The organism is Methylobacterium segetis, assembly GCF_004348265.1.
Lineage (GTDB): Bacteria > Pseudomonadota > Alphaproteobacteria > Rhizobiales > Beijerinckiaceae > Methylobacterium > Methylobacterium segetis.
In genome coordinates, this window is sequence record NZ_SMNT01000031.1 from 1 (window position 1) to 17097 (window position 17097).

Genomic DNA, 17097 nt, shown 5'->3' on the forward strand with positions numbered 1-17097 from the left:
CGGCCTCGTCCCGGCGGGGAATCACCCGCGTCGCCCGCTCGGCGTGCAGCCTCTCCGCGGTGAACGCGGACACGGCCTCGAACCAGTCGATCGCGGGCTGCCCCTGCGCGCCCTCGCCCTCGAGCTGCGCCACGCGCTCGTCGAGGTGCTCGGCGAGGAGCCGCGAGGTCTTCAGGGCGCGGGCGAGGTCGGCGGGCTTCGCCGACCGCCCCCGGGCCCGGGCGTCGATCGCGTAGAACCAGTGCTGCAGCGGCGGTTGCGGCTTGGAGAAGGGGGTCCCCTGGCAGGGATAGAGCTTGAAGCCGCAGCTCCGGCAGGCGAAGGCGCGGTGCTTGCGCGTCGCCTCGAAGCCCGCCTCGCGGCCGCAGGCCTCGCAGGCGCGCTCCCCGTGCCGCAGCCGCATCACCTCCGCCAGGCAGGCTTCTTCCGAAACGCTGCCTGCAAAGGTCTCGAACGCCGTCACGTCAGCTCCCCCGGCGCGACATCAATCGTTCTGCCCTGGTCATGCGCGGACGATCTGTTGTTTTCGCCCGGAAGGCAATCGAAAATCGGATCGAGTACGGTACGGGCGGTGATACGCCGGTCTTCACGCGCGTCAGGCCCCGTTGCTGAGCTTGAAGTACTTGACGCTGATGCCGATCGGACCGCTCTTCGCGGCGTCTTCGGAGACGAGCTTGAAGAAGCGGTCGGCGCTGATCCCGCCGGCCTTCACGGCCGCCATCGCGCCGGCGAGCGGGCGGTGGCTCGCCAGCGCGACGACGAGTTGCGGCTGCGCGTCGGCGCTGCGCTCGTTGCCGACGACGCGCAGCTTGGCGGTGAGGGCGTCGCCGGCCTTCTTGGCGTAGGCGGCGAGGCTGTGGACGGTCCCCTCGTCCGAGATCAGCAGGAGCTCGACGGTGCGGTCGGCCTTGGTGTCGCTGGTCACGACGAGTTCGTCGCCGCTGCGCAGCGTATCCGCCTTGAGCGAGAGCGCGGGCTTGGCCGCGCCGCGCTGCGCGCCCTGCCGGGCGAGGTAGTCGACGAGGGGGCATTGCGCCGCCGTGATCTGGCGCAGGTTGATCTCCGGCTCGAAGCCGAGCGTGCGCTGGAACGCCTCGTCGAAGGCCATGAAGGGGGCGGGGGTCGAGCCGAAAGCCTCGATCGTCGCCTCGTTCATCGCCAGCGTCACGGGCGTGATGAAGAAGCACTGCCCGCCGCTGTAGCCGCGCAGGAAGTCGCGCACCTGGTCGAGGCTCGTCTCCCGCCGCTGCCGGCCCTGGGACGGAGGCGCCTCCGGCGACCCGCTCGGAGGCGGCAGGTGGGCGAGGGCGGGATCGTTGCGGGGGCGCTCGGGCGGCGGCTCCTCCAGCCGCGACTCCTCCTGCCTCTGCGGGTCCTGTCTCGGAGCATCCTGCCTCGAAGCATCCTGCCTCGGCGCATCCTGCCGCGGGCCGTCGACGGGCGGGCTCTCGCGGCGCGCCGTCTCGGTCCGGGGCTCTTGGCGCGGCCCTTGGCGCGGCTCTTGGCGCGGCTCTTGGCGCGGCTCTTGGCGTGGCCCTTGGAGTGGCTCTTGGCGCGGCTCGGGGCGCGCCGGGGGAAGTTCCGGCGGGAAGGCGGGTGGCTCCGGGGCGAGCCGCGCGGCCTCGTTCGCCCGGTTCGGGTTCGCCGGCTCGGCGGCCCTCTGGCCGGGCTCGCCCCCGGTGCGGGGCCAGAGCCCGCCGAGATCGAGCGTGCCGGTGAGGAGTGCGGTCCCGAGCCCGCCGGCGATCAGCACGATCGCGGCGGCGCCCGCGACGAGCCAGCGCCGGCCGCCGCTCGGCGCCACCTTCGGCACCCAGGCGGCGATCTCGGCCATGCTCTGCGGCCGGTCCTTCGGATTCGGCTGCAGCATCCGCTGCAGGATCGTGCGCAGATCGGGATCGATCCCGGCGAGGTCCGGCACGCGACGGCGGCGGTCGATCACCTCGACATGGCTGTGGCCCATGTCGAGGATCTTGCCCCGCGCCGCCTCGGCCATGACGAGGCCGAGGCTGTAGATGTCCGATGGCGGGCCGACCTCGCCGCCGAACAGGCCGAGCTGCTCGGGCGAGACGTAGTTCATCTTGCCCGCGAAGCCGCTGCCGATCAGGGTTCCCTCGCCGAGCGGCGAGCGCGCGATGCCGAAATCGATGATCTTGGCGCGGGAGACGTCGCCGCCGGGCACCAGGACGTTGTCGGGCGAGAGGTCGCGGTGGACGATGCCGAGCTGGTGGGCGGCCTGCAGCCCCAGCGCCAGGCGGCGCATCAGGACGCAGATGTCCGGTGTGCCGAGGGCGCCGCGGCGGAGGATGTCGGAGAGCGACTCGCCCTCCACGAACTCCATCGCGAGGTAGGGGATGCCGAGGACGGGGTCGATCGTGAAGACGAAGTAGCGGACGATCGCCTCGTTGTAGAGGTTGTGCAGCGAGGCCGCTTCCTTGCGGAACAGGGCGAGCGCGGTGTCGTTCTGGGCGAGGTCCGGCCGCACGGTCTTGATCGCCACGACGTCGCCGGTGACGACGGCGCGGCCCCGGTAGATCTCCCCCATCCCGCCGGACGTGATGTACCGGTCGATCTCGTAGATCCCGTTCAGGCGCGTCCCCGGCGTCAGCCGGAAATAGGGCCCTGGGGAGATGACAGTCTCGTCGCTCACGCGGATACCTCGTCGGGAGCGCCGGGGCCGTCGGGTCCGGGCGCGGGATCGTAGCGGACGACCACCACCGTCACGTTGTCGGTGCCGCCCCGCTCCAGGGCGAGGGCGACGAGGGCGTCGCAGGCCGCCTGCGGCTCGGCACCGTCGAGGCGCGCGCGGATGTCCTCGGGCTCGGCGTGGCCGGTCAGCCCGTCCGAGCAGATCAGGAAGGTGTCGCCCGGCTCCAGCACGCCGCTCGACAGCTCGATCTCCGGCTCCGGCCGCACGCCGACCGCGCGGGTGATGACGTTGCGCCGCGGCCAGGTCCTCGCCTCCTCGGAGGTGAGGGTGCCCGCGTCGATGAGCTGCTGGACTTCCGTATGGTCGCGCGAGAGCTGGAGGAGGTCGCCGCCGCGCAGCCGGTAGATGCGGCTGTCGCCGGACCAGACGCAGGCGAAGTTGCGCTCGAAGGCGAGGAGCACGGCGACGGTGGTGCCGATGACCCGGTCCCGCGCCTGCCCGATCTCCTGGATGGCCATGTTGGCGCGCAGGATCCGATCCTCCAGCCGCGCCAGGAGGTCGTTCGGGGAGACCGCGGCGCCGATCGAGGCGAGGCTCTCGACCACCGTCGTGCTCGCGACCTCGCCGGCCTCGTGCCCGCCCATCCCGTCGGCCACGGCGAAGACGCCGATCTCGGGCGCCAGGAGATAGCGGTCCTCATTCAGCTGGCGGACCCGGCCCGTGTCGCTCAGGGCTGCGCAGCGGAAGGGGGAGGGTCCCGGCAGGCCGGGGGCGCCCGGCAGGGGCAGGCCGAGGGGATCGTTGGCGTCCTGCATCATGCGCGGCTAACCCTCCCGAATGACCCCGTGAGCATCGCGGCGAAACAGGCCGGATCGGGCAGGCCGCGGCTCGCCAGCGTGCGCGGCGCCACCTCCTCGCCGCCCAGCGTCCACCAGTAGGTCGCGCCGGCGCTGGAGCGCGCGATCCCGGCCGCGCGCAAGGCCGCGAAGGCCCCCCTCGCATCGCCCTCGGCGAGCGGGCCGGAGAGGGCGGCGCGGGGCCATTCGGCGATGCCCTCGGGCAGGGCCGGCGGCGCCGCCGCGGCCGGGCCGCCGAGCGCCTGCAGCGCCTCGCTGACGCTCTCGAGGCCGGTGCCGGGGGCGAGCGCGGACAGGAGGATGTCCTCGACGGCGCCCATCCAGGCATCCTGCGGGTCAATGTCCGGGGGCGCCCAATGCTCGTCGGCCTCGGTGCAGGCGAAGGCCGCCAGGGGGAAGTAGCGCCCGACCCCGTCCACCGAGGGCATCAGGGCGCCGAGCGTCGTCGCCCCGCAGACCTCGTGCCCGAGCCAGAAGCGCCAGATCGGCGCCCGCAGGAAGGCGGGCTGCCACATGGCCCCGAGGCTCGCCCGGCTCGCCGCCACGCCCTGCTGGAGCCAGGGCTCGACGGTCGCGAGGAACTCGCGCGACGTCCCGAGGGCGATGAAGTCGCGCTTGGCGGGGAGCTTCCCATAGAGGCCGCAGCGCATGGCGGTCAGATGCCGGAGGGGCAGCGGAATTCGCGCAGGGCCGGCAGCGCGAAGGGGTTCAGGAGCGAGCTGACGTTGATCTGGTAGGAGAGCTGGCGCCCGCCGATCACGAAGGTGGCGACGATGTTGTCGCCCTGCTTCAGCACCGAGCCCGTGTCGAGGGTCCGGAAGAGGGACCACGCCCCCGTCTTCTCCATGACGATCGGCTGCGTGTTGTAGCCGAAATCGAGGGTGATCGCGGTCCGGCCGAGCCCCGCCGGGCCGGGCCATTGCATGGTGACGGGGGCGTTGACGCCCTGCTGCGTCTCGAGCGCCGTGCCGTTCACGTCGAGCCGCGCCTTCTGGACGTCGGCGCTGAGCGTCAGCGGCGTCACGGCGAAGGCGAAGGCCGGCATGTTGCCGCCGGTGGGGAAGAAGGCGTCGCGGATCTCCGCGGCGCGCTGGAACTCCCTGAGGGTCGCGGCCGAGAAGGAGCGGGCGACCTGATCGTCCTGCCGCCAGACCCATTGCGGGCGCGAGCGGTCCGCCCGGGCCGCGAGGTTCTGGGTGAAGAAGCGGTCGAGGATGCCGCCGGGGCCGAACAGCCGCGCGAAATCGGCGATCGGCGTCTCGCGGTCGCTCGTCCGGACGAAGGGGTAGCGGTTCGTCACGATCTGCTGGCAGTCGCGGATCACCTGATCGCCGAGCGACTGCGCCACCTGCGAGACGGCCGCACCCGTGGCGCTGCCCTCGAACTCGTTGGCGATGCCGCGGATCATCGGCTCGAAGGGCGGGGGGAAGCGAGCGGCGAGCGCCCGCAGGGAGCGGGCCTGCGTGACCAGGGCGATGTTGGCCTGCGCCGCCTCGGCCGGGTTGAGGGCGGAGAGCGCCGCGTTCTTGATCTCGTTGAGGTTGGCGATGAGCTGGTCCGTGGCCCGGCGGCCGGCCTCGCCGTCGAGGAGGACGTGGAAGGGCCGGAAGGCCGCCTCGATATTGGCGCCGGGGGCCTCGTTCGTGGGCACGGCGAAACGGTCGCGGCCGCCGCCGCGCCCCTCCATCCCGAGGCGGCCGAGGGCGGTCGCTGTCGAGGCGAGGCCGGACGGGAGCCGGTCCGTGACCGCGCGCTCGGCGGCATCCGCCGCCGCCTTGCCGGCGATGGCCTTGGCCCGGCCCGCCCGCCCGTCGCCGTCCTTGCCCTTGTCGGCCGGGCGCTCGCGGGTGAGCTGCGTCTCGTCGCGCAGCGATTCGAGCATCTGGCGCAGCGGCGAGGTCGGCGCCGCGACCGCCTGCAGCGCGAGGTAGCGCGGCTTGTCGCTGAGGAGCGCGCGCATCTTCAGCTTGGCGAGCGCCTGCTTCCAGGCGGGCACGAAGTCGCGGGCGTAGAGCTTGAGGAGGTCGGCGAAGAGCGAGCCGTACTGCGCCGTGTAGGCCTGCTGCTCGCCCGAGGGGCCGAGCACCCAGCGGTCGCGGTCGGCGGCCTCGGCCACGTCTCCGAAGCGGTCGATGAACGCCTCGAAGAACCCGTCATAGGTGAAGAAGAACGGCACCCGGACCCGGTCGAGGTCGCCGCCGCCCACCACCTCGAAGACGAGGGAGGTGTCCGGCCCGCCGGCCCTCAGCGCCGTCCAGTCGCGCTGGGAGGCGGCGCGGGCGTCCGATTTCAGGAGCTCGTAGGCGCGCTCGGCGATGCTGAGGCGGGCGAGCGCCCGCTGGCAATCGTCGACGAGGGATTGGTTGACCGAGACGAGCAGCGGCGTGCCGTCCTCGAGGTCGAGCATCGCCCGCAGGTGCTCCTCGAGGAGTTCGCGCCCCTTCGCGTAGCCGGCGCCGGGGAAGAGGTTCTCCGCCCAGTCCCGCCGCATCCAGGCGAGCACGAGGTCGCGGTCGGGCGGCGCCTCGGGGCGCCCGCCGACCATGAGGTAGACCTTGAGCGCCTCGTAGAGGAAGCCGGGATTGTTGCGGTTCGCCTCCAGCTGCTCCTCCAGGCGGAAGATCAGGCGCGGCCGCAGGAGGCGCTCCAGCCCGGTGTGGTAGGCGGTCAGCGCCGCGGAGTTGAGGCGCTCGCGCTGGCTCAGTCCGAAGGTGGCGAGCGTCGGCGCGGATTCCTCGCGGAAGGCGTAGCCCGCGGGCATGTAGCGGAGCGTGTTGAGGAGCGGCACCACGCGGGCGAGGTTGCGGTCCGCGACCACGGGCTCGCGCAGGATCTCGGCCGCCTCGCCCTGGTACTTGGCGAGCAGGACGTTGCTCTGCTGCACGAGCTGGCTGTTGCGCAGGTAGCTCGTCCACCACAGGCCGACGAGGAGCGCCGAGGCGAGGGCGAGCCCGCCATAGGCGGCGAGCCGGGTCAGGTTCGAGCGGCGCACGGCGGCCCGGTCGGTCGAGACCCAGCCCGCCTCGCCGATGATCACGGTCCTGAGGAGGTCGGTGAGGAAGTAGCTCCTGCCCTGGCCCGAATAGGCGCCGGCCCCGACATCCTCGGAGCCGAAGCTGCGCGAGAGCGAGCCGATCAGCTGGTCGATCGGGGTGCCGTTCTGCGTGCCGGAGGTGAAGTAGAAGCCGCGCAGGGTCGCGTTGACGTGGTAGCGCGAGGGCTCGAACACGCGGTTCAGGAAATCGACCACGTGCGCCTTGGTCGAGGCGAGCTGGGAGGGGAAGCCGAACAGGACCACGCGGGCGGTGGGGTTCGGCTCCTCCTGCAGGCGGTCGGGCAGCCACTCGTTCAGGCGCTCGACCAGCGCGTCGAACTCGGCCGGCACGTCGCCGATCATGTTGCGGGTCTTCTCGTCGGTCTGGAAGGTGTGGCCCCAGACCATGCGGCGGTCGATTTCGGGCAGGTGGGCGAAGAAATCCGTGAAGCCCGCCAGGAGGTCGGCCTTCGTGAAGACGACGTAGACCGGGAAATCGATGCCCAGGCGCTCGTTCAGCTCGAGGAGCCGCTTGCGGACGGCGTTGGCGTGGGCGACGACCTCCGCCTCCCCGCCGCGGAGGAGATCCTCCAGGCTGATCGCGACGATGACGCCGTTCACCGGCTGGCGCGGCCGGTACTTCTTCAGGATGTCGAGGAAGGCGGTCCAGCTCTGGCGGTCCGAGCGCGGGTCGGAATCCTGCGTCGTGTAGCGGCCGGCGGTGTCGATGAGCACCGCGTCGTCCGTGAACCACCAGTCGCAGTAGCGCGTGCCGCCCGCGCCGGCCACCGCCTCGGGCGTGGCGCCGCGGCTCAGGGGGAACTTGAGGCCGGAATTGACGAGCGCCGTGGTCTTGCCCGAGCCGGGAGGGCCGATGATCACGTACCAGGGCAGCTCGTAGAGGTGGTCGCCCTTGGCGCCCCGCACCTTGCGCAGGGTGGCGAGCGCGTCCCGCATCGAGGCCTGGAGGACCGTGCCGTCGGTCTCGGCCTCGTCGCCGGCGGCGACCTCCGATTCGAGGGCCCGGATCGCCTTGCGCCGCTTGTAGAATTCCCAGCCGACATAGCCTCCCGCCCCGAGGAGGATCGCGAGGCACAGGATCGCGCGCGCCCAGACCGGCTCGAGCGGGCGCACATCCCCCACCGCGACGAGGGGCCCGGCCCACCAGAACAGCGCGCAGAGGGCGAGGGCGCCGATCGCGGTGGCGGCCAGACGAAGCCAGGCGGCAAGACTCATGACGGACGGCTCATGACGGACGGCTCACGACGGACGGCTCGGGCGGGACGGCTCTCGGGCGCTCATGACAGGGGCTCTCGGCGGGGGATCTCGGCAGGGGCTCTCGGACCGGCAATCAGCCGCCGCGGGGGATCAGGATCTCGACCCGGCGGTTGCGCGCCCGCCCGTCCGGCGAATCGTTCGGGGCGATCGGGACGTCGGCGCCCTTGCCCTCGACCTCGACCCGCTCGGGCCGGGCGAGGCCCGCCTTCATGACCTGTCCGACCGCCTTGGCGCGCTCCAGCGAGAGGTGGAAGTTCGAGGGGAAGCGGACGTTCTTGATCGGCGCGCTGTCCGTGTGCCCGACGACCTTGATGCCGCCCGGCTGCCCGTCGAGGAGCTTCGCCAGACGCTCGATCAGGGTGCGGAACTCGGGCTTCACGGCGGCGTCGCCCGGCGGGAAGAGCGCCGCGGCGATGCGCACCACGATGGTGTTGCCCGCCTCGCTCACCGAGATCTTCTGGCTCGCGATCTCGTCCTGGAGGGCGCTGCGCAGCTTCGCGGTGGGGCTCGTCGGCGGCGGAGGGGGAGGGGGCGGGGGCGGCGTGTAGATGCGGCGCTGGATGCCGAGCTCGGTCGCCGGATGCACGGAGACGAGGGCGGTCGCCGCCGCCTCGGTGCTGCCGGCCAGCATGAAGCGGAGCAGGATGTAGAAGCCGAGGAGCAGGACGGCCACGACGGAGCCGATCGCCCAGAGCGGCACCTGGAACTGCGCGATGGCCGCCGCGAGACTGCGGCCCTGCCAGCGCGGGGAGACCTCCCGGTTCGCGGGCCGCGTCCGCCGGAGCATCTCGTAGAGGTTGCGCTGGATCTGCTGCAGGGTCGCTGCGCCGCCCGCAGAGGTGCGGTGGATCCCCTGGAAGCCCATCGCCAGGCAGGCGTATTGCAGCTCCAGCAGGTTGTAGGTCCCGTGCGGGTCGACTTTGGCCCGGTCGAGCTCCTCGAAGAAGCGCACGCCGCCCGTCCGCTCGCCGAAGAAGCGGCTCAGCATGCTGTACTGCGTCCAGACGTGGCGCTCGTCGGTGGGGATGTTCTGCACGACGTCGTCGGCCGTGGCGCAGACGATGTACTTGGCGGTCCGGGTCTGCTCGGCCGGCGCGCCTGCGGCGCGGGCATCGGCTTCGAAATCCTCGATCGCCGACGCGACCTGCTCCATCAGGTTCGCGAAGGAGGCACGCGAGAGCTGCACGCGCAGGCGGCCGAACAGCAGCAGGAGGGGGCCGGCCGCCTTCAGGTACGGGTTCTGGTTCGGCGCGACGACGATGTCCCGCTTGAGCACGAGCGCCCGCCCGCGCTCGGCCGGCGGTGGCGGAGGGGGAGGGGCGGCCGTCGAGGACCACGCGTCGGCGGCGCTCGGCTGGCCCTGCCGGCCCGGCTCCGGCGGGGCGCCGTATCCCGGCGGCGGATAGGCCGGGGACGAGGCCTGCGGCGCCTGCGGGGAGAGCGTGTCCGGCCCCGGCCGCCGCCCGGCCGGGTTCGGGACGATGATCGTCCGGTCTCCGCGCCCGAACGGGTCGGAGGGGCTGCTCATCGCTCACCCCGCCCGCGATGCCGCGATCCGGGCCGGGCCGGCGCGGTCATTGCCGCCCCTCCTGGACGGCCCAGAGCTCGAGCTGGAGGTCCGGCCACTCGCCGGCGAAGTGGAGGCCGATCGAGCTCGCGACGCTGAATTCCGGCCAGAGCGGCGAGTGCCGGTCGAGCCGGAAATAGACGTGATCGGTGATCGCGCGGATCTGCGGCGGCGGCGTCGGCAGGTGGACGAGCGGCACGCCCGGGAGGTGGGCGTGCACGATCTCGTTCATCTTCGTGTTCGGGCCGACCTTGAAGAGGTTCGGGAACTGGTTCTGGATCTCGGTGAGGGGCCGGCGCGCGGAGACCTCGATGATGAGGGTCGCGTTGCGGAACAGGTTCCGGTCGCGGATCGTCGAGATGAAGGCGTTCGGCGCCCGTTCGAGCAGTTCGAGGCGGATGGCGCGGCGGCCGAGATGCGCGCTCAGGAAGTGCTGGATGTCGCGCAGGACCGGTTCGAACACCATCTCCAGGGCGTCGTGGTCGTAGGCCGGGTAGGTCTGGGCGCGCCGACCCGCCGTGGCGAAGGTCGCGAGCTCGCCCGCGATCCGCAGCAACTCCTCGAAGAGCCGTTCCGGATGCACGTAGCGGGATTCCCGGAAGTGCTTCAGCACCGGGATGTGCCGGTTCAGGACCTGCAGCATGAAGTAGTCGGCGCTCTGCAGGCCGCCGCCGGCGGTCGGGTCCGCCGCGTAGCGGGCGAGTTCCTCGAGCTTGTTGTCGATCCAGCCGATCACCCGCTCGATCCAGCCCGTCGCCACGGGGTGCGCGGCGCAGGTGAGGAGCGGGGGCGCGAAGCGCTCGTCGAACACCACGGCCCGGTCGCGGACCTCGACCACGCGGGCGATCGGCAGGCCGACATAGCCGGGCTTCGCGCTGCGCCGCAGCTCGAAGGACAGGCGCGGATGCGCCACGTCGATCTCCTCCTCGGATCGGAGCGCCGAGGTCGAGTCGATCAGGGTCTCCTGCCCGGGATACCAGCGGCTCGCGCTCTCGGCGTCGGCGGCCTCGACCTCGCGGCTGTTCGGCGCGGCCACCGGCATCATCAGCCAGAGCATCTGCTTGGCCGCGTCCTCCGGCACGTCGATCGGCGGCGGCAGGGGCGATTGCCCGGGTATGTCGAAGGGCGTCCCGTCCGGCAGGATGCCGACGGCGCGGCGCACGGAGAAGCGACTCTGCTGCGCGAGGTCGCGGTCGATCTCGAGTTGAGAGAAACCCCAAGGATAAGGGGCGAGATACCGCACGCGGCTCTCGACTAGACTTTCGAGATATCGATCGTTCTGCTGCAGGTGGTGCGGACGGAGAAACAAACCCTCCGACCAGACAACCTTACTGTTCCAGGACATTCGCCGCGGCCCCTTCCGGCGATGTTGTATAACCGTGCGGCCACCGCCTGTCAGCCAAACACACCGGTTTTCCGCATATTCCAAGCCACTGTCATGGACGCGCATCACTCCCGCGAAAAGGGTATCGGCGAGCGAATCCTTCCCGAATCGGCCGCCAGTGCAGTTTTGAGAGGATCTGTTTACGCTTCGCGCCGGGATCGGGACGGTCCGGAGCGGGCCGCCTCAGGCGCGCTCAGGCGCGCGCCGCGATTCAAATGCGGATCACGAATCGCTTTGCCGCCAGCCCCCCCCGGGCCTTTCGGGGCCGGGCCGGCCTGTTCGGGGCGGGCGTTCAGCCCTTGCCGCCCCGGTCGTAGCATTCGGCGAAGAAGACCATGAACGCGTCGACCATCCCGTCCTCGTGGGCGGCGGTCATCGCGTCCCAGCGCGTGGCGTAGAGGTCCCACAGGCGCGCCTTGCGCGAGCCGAGCAGGGCGCCGAGACCCTTGTCGTCGCCCATCGACGCCTCCACCGCCTCGGGATCGAGGTCCTGCAGCAGGAGGCGCAGCGCGTGCTGCATGGCCGAGTAGACCTTGACCTGATGGGTCTTGAGGTCGCGGAAGCCCTCCTCCATCGCCCGGCGGGCGGGCAGGTAGCCGCTCGTCGGGCGCCCGAAAAGGATGCGCAGGGCGTCCTCGGTCGTCGGCGTGAACTTCAGCGGGTTGTTGTCGAGGGCCTGGATCATGGTCTGGCTGGAGGCGCGCGCCACGCGCTTCGCCTCGGCGCGGGCGGCGAGAAGCTGCTTCAGGTTCTCGACCGAGAGCCGGGTGAGGGCGCCGAGCTCCTCCGCGAGGTCGCCGGCATCGCGCCAGTCGAAGATCTCGGGCGAGACGCCCGCACCCTTGGCGAAGCGCGCGACGAAATCGTCCGCGCCGCCCGCCGGCGCAGGTCGGGCGCCGGAGGCCGGAGCCGATCGCGGCGGCGGGGTGAAGGCCGGCTCCTGCGCCGGGGCGGGGGCCCGTGACTCCGCGGGATGTGCGGGCTCGCGCCCGCTGGAGATCCCGAGGGAGGGCTCACCCCAGGGCCGGTCCGGCGTCGGCGGCGGCGTGACGGGACCGCCCGGCGCCTCCTCCGCCCAGAGGGAGCCTCCCGGCATCGGCCGGGGCCTGCCGGAATCCGGCGCCCCGGCAGGCGGCCAGCCGCCGGAGAGGGACGAAGCGGGCGTCTGGACGGAGGGAACGGGCGCGAAATCGGCCCCCTCCGTCTCGGGCGCCGGGATATGGACGGACCATTCGGCGAAATCGACCTGGGCCGGCCCGTTGCGCTCCTTCGGCATGAACTTGCGCGGGTCCTCACCCGGGGCGGCATCGCCCGCGCCGCCCCAGAGATCGCCCGTTCGATGATCGGTCGGGTGAGCGACCGGGACCGGGGCGGGCGCCGAGGACAGGCCACTCTCGCCGTCGATCTCCACGCGGATGATGTAATGCCCGATATAGAGGCGGTCGCCGCCCCTCAGGCGGTAGGGCTCCTGCAGGCGCTGGGCGGTCTGGTTCACGAAGGTGCCGTTGCGCGACACGTCGTGCAGCCAGTAGGCGCCCTCGCGCCACCGCACCTCGCAATGCTTGCCCGAGATCGCCCGGCCCGGGTCGGGCAGGGGCCAGTCGAGATACTGGTCGCGGCCGATGTCGATGCCCCGCGTCCCGTTCACCGTGTAGGCAAGGGGACCGCCGTCGGGCAGGCTCGTGACATTCTCGATGATGAGACTCAGCGGCATCGGGCCGAACCTGCTCCGGAACTCGTGTCAGCGCTACAGGAAGACGTCGCGCGGCGCACCCACCGGCGCCGCGCGGCCGGGCGTGATCCGGCGCGCCGCATTCAGGCCTCCTGGGGCACCTGCATCAGGCGGAGGCCGCCCTCGAGGCAGCGCCGCAGCCGGTCGGCGCGCTCCCGGGCCGTGACGCGCGCGAGAGCGCTCAGGATCGCCACCCGGACCGCCTTGGCGGTGTAGTGCGGCGCGGCGAGCACGGCGGCCTGGCCGGGCCGCGCGATGTTGCCCCCGGACCACCCGGCCGCCAGGGCGAGCCAGGTCGTCGGCAGGCGCCGGTCCGCCTCGGCGCCGAGGGTGAGGGCGGCGAGGCGGCGCTCCTCCTCCGGCTCGTGCACCCAGGCCTCCGCGGCCTGCAGGGCCGCATCCGAGGTTTCCGGCCCGGGGATCAGCAGCCGGACGCATTGGCAGGCCCACCAGACCGCCTCGCGGCGCCCGAGCACGTAGGCGCAGAAGGCGACGCCGTCCTCGGGCGTCTCGCTGGTGCCGAGGGCACGCAGGTAGGTGTGGGGCGGCTCGCTCGTCGGAGCCGCCTCCATGTCGTCCCGAAGGGTCGGGAGCGCGTCGAAGACTTCCTGGGCGGTGCTGAAGCGCAGCCTCGTCATGGACCCCTCAATTGATCTTGATCAGCGGGGCGGTCTGAACGATGTCGGCCGCGCCCTCGAGCTTGATCTCGCCGGACTCGATCTTGATCGTGGCGGGCGTCATGGTGATCTTGCTCGCGCCGACTTCGAAGGTGATCTGCAGGCCGGCCTTGAAGTGGATCTTCTGGGCGATGTCGGCGTTCCAGTTGCCGCTCTCGACCTTCAGCTTCTCGTCACCGTTCTTCAGGGTGGTCGCGCGGGCGGGCGAGCCCACCGGGGTCTCGAAGGTCTCGCCGATCACCCGCGTCTCGGCGTGCCGGACGACCGAGTCGTGGTCTTTCTCGGCCCGGAACTTGACGTTCTCCTGGCCCTTCTTGTCCTCGAACAGGAACTCGTTGTAGCCGTTGTGGCCCTTGGTCGAGTCCGACTTCACGCCGGAGATCGTCTTGTTGGCCGGCAGCGCGTAGGGGAACGCGTAGTCCTTGTTGTAGACCGTGCCGACGACGAGCGGCTGGTCCGGGTCGCCCTCGAGGAACTCCACGACGACCTCCTGGCCGACGCGGGGTATGAACTGCCAGCCCCAGGCCTTGCCCGCCCACATCTGCGCCACCCGGACCGGGCGCGAGATGCGCTTCTTGTCCCGGTTCCAGTGGAACTGGACGAAGATCCGGCCCTCCTCGTCGACGTCGATCTCCTCGCTCTTGAACTTCTCGCGCGCCACGACGATCGCGGTCTGCGGGCCGCGGATATGGGGCTTGGGGGTGACGATCGGCGCGCGGAAGGGGCGTGAACTCTTCAGAAGCTCGTAATGGCCGTGATAGACCTCTTCGGGCGAGGCCGCGCCCGTCGAACTGAACTGCTCGGCGACGAAGGCGTGCGTGGCGCGCACGACGAGATACTCGTCGTCGTCGGTCGGATGCTGGTTCAGACTGAACAGGCCCCCCGGATAGAGGCTGACGGCGTCGCCCGCGGCGTGGCGGCGATGGTCCAGGGCCTGCTCCGCCTCGAGCCGCACCTGCGCGAAGCTCTTGCCGCGCCCGCGCTCGGTGTAGCGGCCGGGGTAATCGTAGGATTCGAGGCTCGCTTCGGCGTACGCCTCCGAACCCTGCGCATCCGCCTTGAGGTCGGCGGTCGGCTTCATGTAGTCGAAGTCGTTGAGCGTGTACTTGCCGGTGCGGAACCGCCGCTCCGAGACCCAGTGGTAGATGTGCTCCCCGCTGCGCTGGTTCTGCCCGTGATGGGCGATGAAGGGGAGCCTGCCGCCCGCGGCCGCCACCTTCTCGTGGCACGATTTCGAATCGGCGATGACGAGCAGGTGCTGGCTCTCCGAATGCATGTAGAAGGTGTAGAGGCCGAACTCTTCCATCAGGCGTGAGACGAAGGCGAGATCGGTTTCGCGGTATTGCACGCAATATTCGATCTTGGGGTAATCGCCGCGATTGGCCTTGATCTTGTATTTGCTGAAGCTGCAATCGGCGAAGACTTCCTCGATGATGTCGAGGACGTTCTTCTCGTTGAAGATCCGGCAATTCGCCTTGCGCCCGAGCAGCCAGAACCAGGGCCGCAGCACGAGACGGTAGGCGAACAGGTCCTGCTGCACGCCGATCCACTGCGCCTCGACGAGAACGCCGTTGAAGTGCCGGACGGCGCCTTCGTAGCTTTGCAGGCTGGCGGTACAGAGTTTTCCAATGGATTGCGAGAAGTCAATATTTCGCTGTGGGCTGAGAGCCTCGATCCTGTACTCGAACGCCTCGCTCAGGCCCTCGTCCGCTTCCATCCGCGACAAGACAAGTTTGTCACCGGATACCGGAGTCTTCAGGCGCGCGATCCGCGTTTCCTGTGACGGCGTTGATTGCATTCGAGCGTTTTCCGGTTTTCGATGAACAGGCGATCACGCAGACTTGACAGTACCGGAACCGGGCCGCATAGTCGACTCGCTGCTATGGGGAATGACGATGTCGCGGCTGGTTTCTGGATTGGGCTGGAGTCTTGGCTTCGCCTGCTGCGTTCTCGCATCTGTTGCGTCTGCACAGACTAAGCCGGCCTACAGCGCCTCCGACATCGAGCGGCATTTCTCCGAAGCGAAGGATCTCGGCCCGTCGCGGGCGCTCTGCATCGGTGCCGACAGCGAGTGCGCGAAGTCGGCGCCCTCCCGCCCGAAGATCAGCAGCGGCTTCGACCTGATCGTCAACTTCGACTACAACTCGGATACGCTGACGCCGGGCGCGCGAGCCAATCTCGACGAGTTCGCCAAGGCTCTGCGCGGCGCGCAGCTCGGCCATTCCGGCTTCATGATCGAGGGCCATACCGACGCCAAGGGCGGCGAGGCCTTCAACATGGACCTGTCGTCCCGCCGGGCGCAGGCCGTGACGCGCTACCTCGCCGAGCGCGGCGTCGATGCCGGGCGGCTCGAGGCCAAGGCCTTCGGTAAGTCCAAGCCCCGCGCGTCCGACCCCTCGGATCCCGTCAATCGCCGGGTCGAGGCGCGCATCCGCGAGGACTAGGCCGGAACGCACGTCCGGGCCGTTCGGCCGCCCTGCGGCGAACGGCCGATGGCAGCCACCGTCCGTCGGCGCGACCTCTCGACCGAGCGCGAGTCTGATCCGGCACCCCTGCCATGGCTTCCCTGAACTTCGCCGAGTTCGAGCGACCGCTCTCGGCCGACGCGCCCTGCGGGCCGGACCTCGACCTCGAGGGCGACGCGGATTTCATGCAGCTGATGGCGCGCGTGGAGTACGTCCTGCCGGCCGCGTTCCTGAAACGGAACGAGGAGGGCATGGTCGAGCAATTCGACCGCTCCAGCATCGATTTCAAGGCCGAGTTCGCTGCCCTGAACGGGCTCCTCAAGCGCACGCGCGACCTGCGCCTGCTGACCTTCGCGGGCCGCCTCCTCGCCCTCGACCGGAACCTCGCCGATTGCGTGCGCTGCCTCGACCTGATCGCGACCCTGCTCCGCGACCAGTGGGACACCGTGCATCCGCGGGGCGAGGAAGGGGATTTCGGCTATCGGATGGCGGTCCTGCAGGCTCTCGACGACATGCCGACGATGGTCCTGCCGCTCCAATACCTGCCGCTCGTCTCGCACCGGCGCTTCGGCGGGATCAGCGGCCGGACGATGATGGTGGCCACCGCCGCCGCGTCGGCGCGCGAGGACGAGGCGACCCTCGATCGCTCCGACCTGGAACGCGCCCTCCGCGAGGCCGATCCGGACGATGTTGCGGCCGCCCGGGAGAGCGCGCGGCGTCTCGGCGAGACCGCCGCGGAGATCGGGCGCATCAGCGCCGAGCGGGCCGGCGGCTCGGGAGCGGCCCGGCTCGACCGGCTGGTCGAGTTGGCCGAAGGGATGCTGCGCGCCTTCGCGGATGTCTCTCCGGCCCCGGCCCCGGCGATGCCGGCTCCGGCAGAGGAGGGGGCGGCCGCGCCGTCAGTCGGTCCGGCTCCCGCGGCGGCCCTGCCCACGGGCGCCATCACGGGGCGTGCCGCCGCGGCTGCCGCCCTTGCGGCGGTGAGCGACTATTTCCAGCGGCACGAACGGTCGAGCCCTGCCGCGCTGCTCGTGCGTCAGGCCCAAAGGCTCATCGGCCTGCCCTTCCACGAGATGCTGCGCGCGCTGGTGCCGAACCACGCGGGCGAGGCGAGCCTCTATATCGGCCCCAAGCCCGGATCCTCGTTCGAGCTGCGCATCGACCGGATCGCCGAGCTCATCGGCGAGGACGAGCTCTTCCTCGATCTCGAGGACGCGCCGGTGCCCGTCTTCGACGTGGCCTCCCGCGCCGCGGCCGTCGCTCTCCTCCGGGAGGTCGCCGCCTATTACCGGACCTACGAACCCTCGAGTCCGATACCCCTCTTCACCGATCGTGCGTGTAGCCTCGTCAACCAGGACTTCCTCAGCATCCTGACCGACGTTCTACCGGGTATTCGTCTCTCACGCGATACGGATTAAAGCTTGATGGTGAGACTGGAAGCTTGACATTGGCC

At 70.9% G+C, this 17097-nt stretch carries 11 protein-coding genes and 1 pseudogene; 2 read left to right on the top strand and 10 right to left on the bottom strand.

Annotation, left to right across the window (positions count from 1 at the left end; all coding sequences use genetic code 11):
- From E1J50_RS10235 to E1J50_RS10280, 10 genes and pseudogenes are all read right to left on the bottom strand, one after another.
- Positions 1–463: pseudogene (locus E1J50_RS10235) on the bottom strand (hypothetical protein); the annotation flags it as partial.
- 132 nt (positions 464–595) lie between these two features.
- Positions 596–2650 (bottom strand): protein kinase domain-containing protein, encoded by a 2055-nt coding sequence (locus tag E1J50_RS27795; RefSeq protein ID WP_207919179.1) that lies wholly within the window; start codon positions 2648–2650, stop codon positions 596–598.
- Complete coding sequence (locus E1J50_RS10245; protein WP_245516508.1) at positions 2647–3468, bottom strand: PP2C family protein-serine/threonine phosphatase; 822 nt, start codon at positions 3466–3468, stop codon at positions 2647–2649. The genes E1J50_RS27795 and E1J50_RS10245 overlap by 4 nt, the downstream gene beginning before the upstream one ends.
- On the bottom strand, positions 3465–4157 hold the full coding sequence (gene tagF / locus E1J50_RS10250) for a type VI secretion system-associated protein TagF (RefSeq protein WP_132253121.1): 693 nt from the start codon (positions 4155–4157) through the stop codon (positions 3465–3467). Before tagF ends, E1J50_RS10245 begins: the two co-directional genes overlap by 4 nt.
- A gap of 5 nt (positions 4158–4162) precedes the next feature.
- Positions 4163–7777, bottom strand: coding sequence for a type VI secretion system membrane subunit TssM (gene tssM, locus E1J50_RS10255; RefSeq protein WP_132253123.1), 3615 nt, complete (start codon positions 7775–7777; stop codon positions 4163–4165).
- 115 nt (positions 7778–7892) lie between these two features.
- Positions 7893–9347, bottom strand: coding sequence for a type VI secretion system protein TssL, long form (gene tssL, locus E1J50_RS10260; protein WP_132253125.1), 1455 nt, complete (start codon positions 9345–9347; stop codon positions 7893–7895).
- A 46-nt stretch (positions 9348–9393) separates the two neighbouring features.
- Positions 9394–10731, bottom strand: a complete 1338-nt coding sequence (gene tssK / locus E1J50_RS10265; RefSeq protein WP_132253127.1) for a type VI secretion system baseplate subunit TssK — start codon at positions 10729–10731, stop codon at positions 9394–9396.
- Positions 10732–11062: 331 nt separating this feature from the next.
- Positions 11063–12484 (bottom strand): type VI secretion system-associated FHA domain protein TagH, encoded by a 1422-nt coding sequence (gene tagH / locus E1J50_RS10270; protein WP_132253129.1) that lies wholly within the window; start codon positions 12482–12484, stop codon positions 11063–11065.
- A 101-nt stretch (positions 12485–12585) separates the two neighbouring features.
- On the bottom strand, positions 12586–13140 hold the full coding sequence (locus tag E1J50_RS10275; RefSeq protein ID WP_132253131.1) for a DUF6931 family protein: 555 nt from the start codon (positions 13138–13140) through the stop codon (positions 12586–12588).
- Between the two features lie 7 nt (positions 13141–13147).
- Complete coding sequence (locus E1J50_RS10280) at positions 13148–14977, bottom strand: type VI secretion system Vgr family protein (RefSeq protein WP_132253133.1); 1830 nt, start codon at positions 14975–14977, stop codon at positions 13148–13150.
- A 97-nt stretch (positions 14978–15074) separates the two neighbouring features.
- On the opposite strand from E1J50_RS10280, the gene E1J50_RS10285 reads away from it, so the two are divergent.
- Together E1J50_RS10285 and E1J50_RS10290 are read left to right on the top strand one after the other, a co-directional pair.
- Positions 15075–15623, top strand: coding sequence for an OmpA family protein (locus E1J50_RS10285; RefSeq protein ID WP_245516510.1), 549 nt, complete (start codon positions 15075–15077; stop codon positions 15621–15623).
- A 113-nt stretch (positions 15624–15736) separates the two neighbouring features.
- Positions 15737–17062: a type VI secretion system protein TssA gene (locus E1J50_RS10290; RefSeq protein WP_132253138.1), complete on the top strand. Its 1326-nt coding sequence runs from the start codon at positions 15737–15739 to the stop codon at positions 17060–17062.
- Positions 17063–17097: the final 35 nt, after the last annotated feature.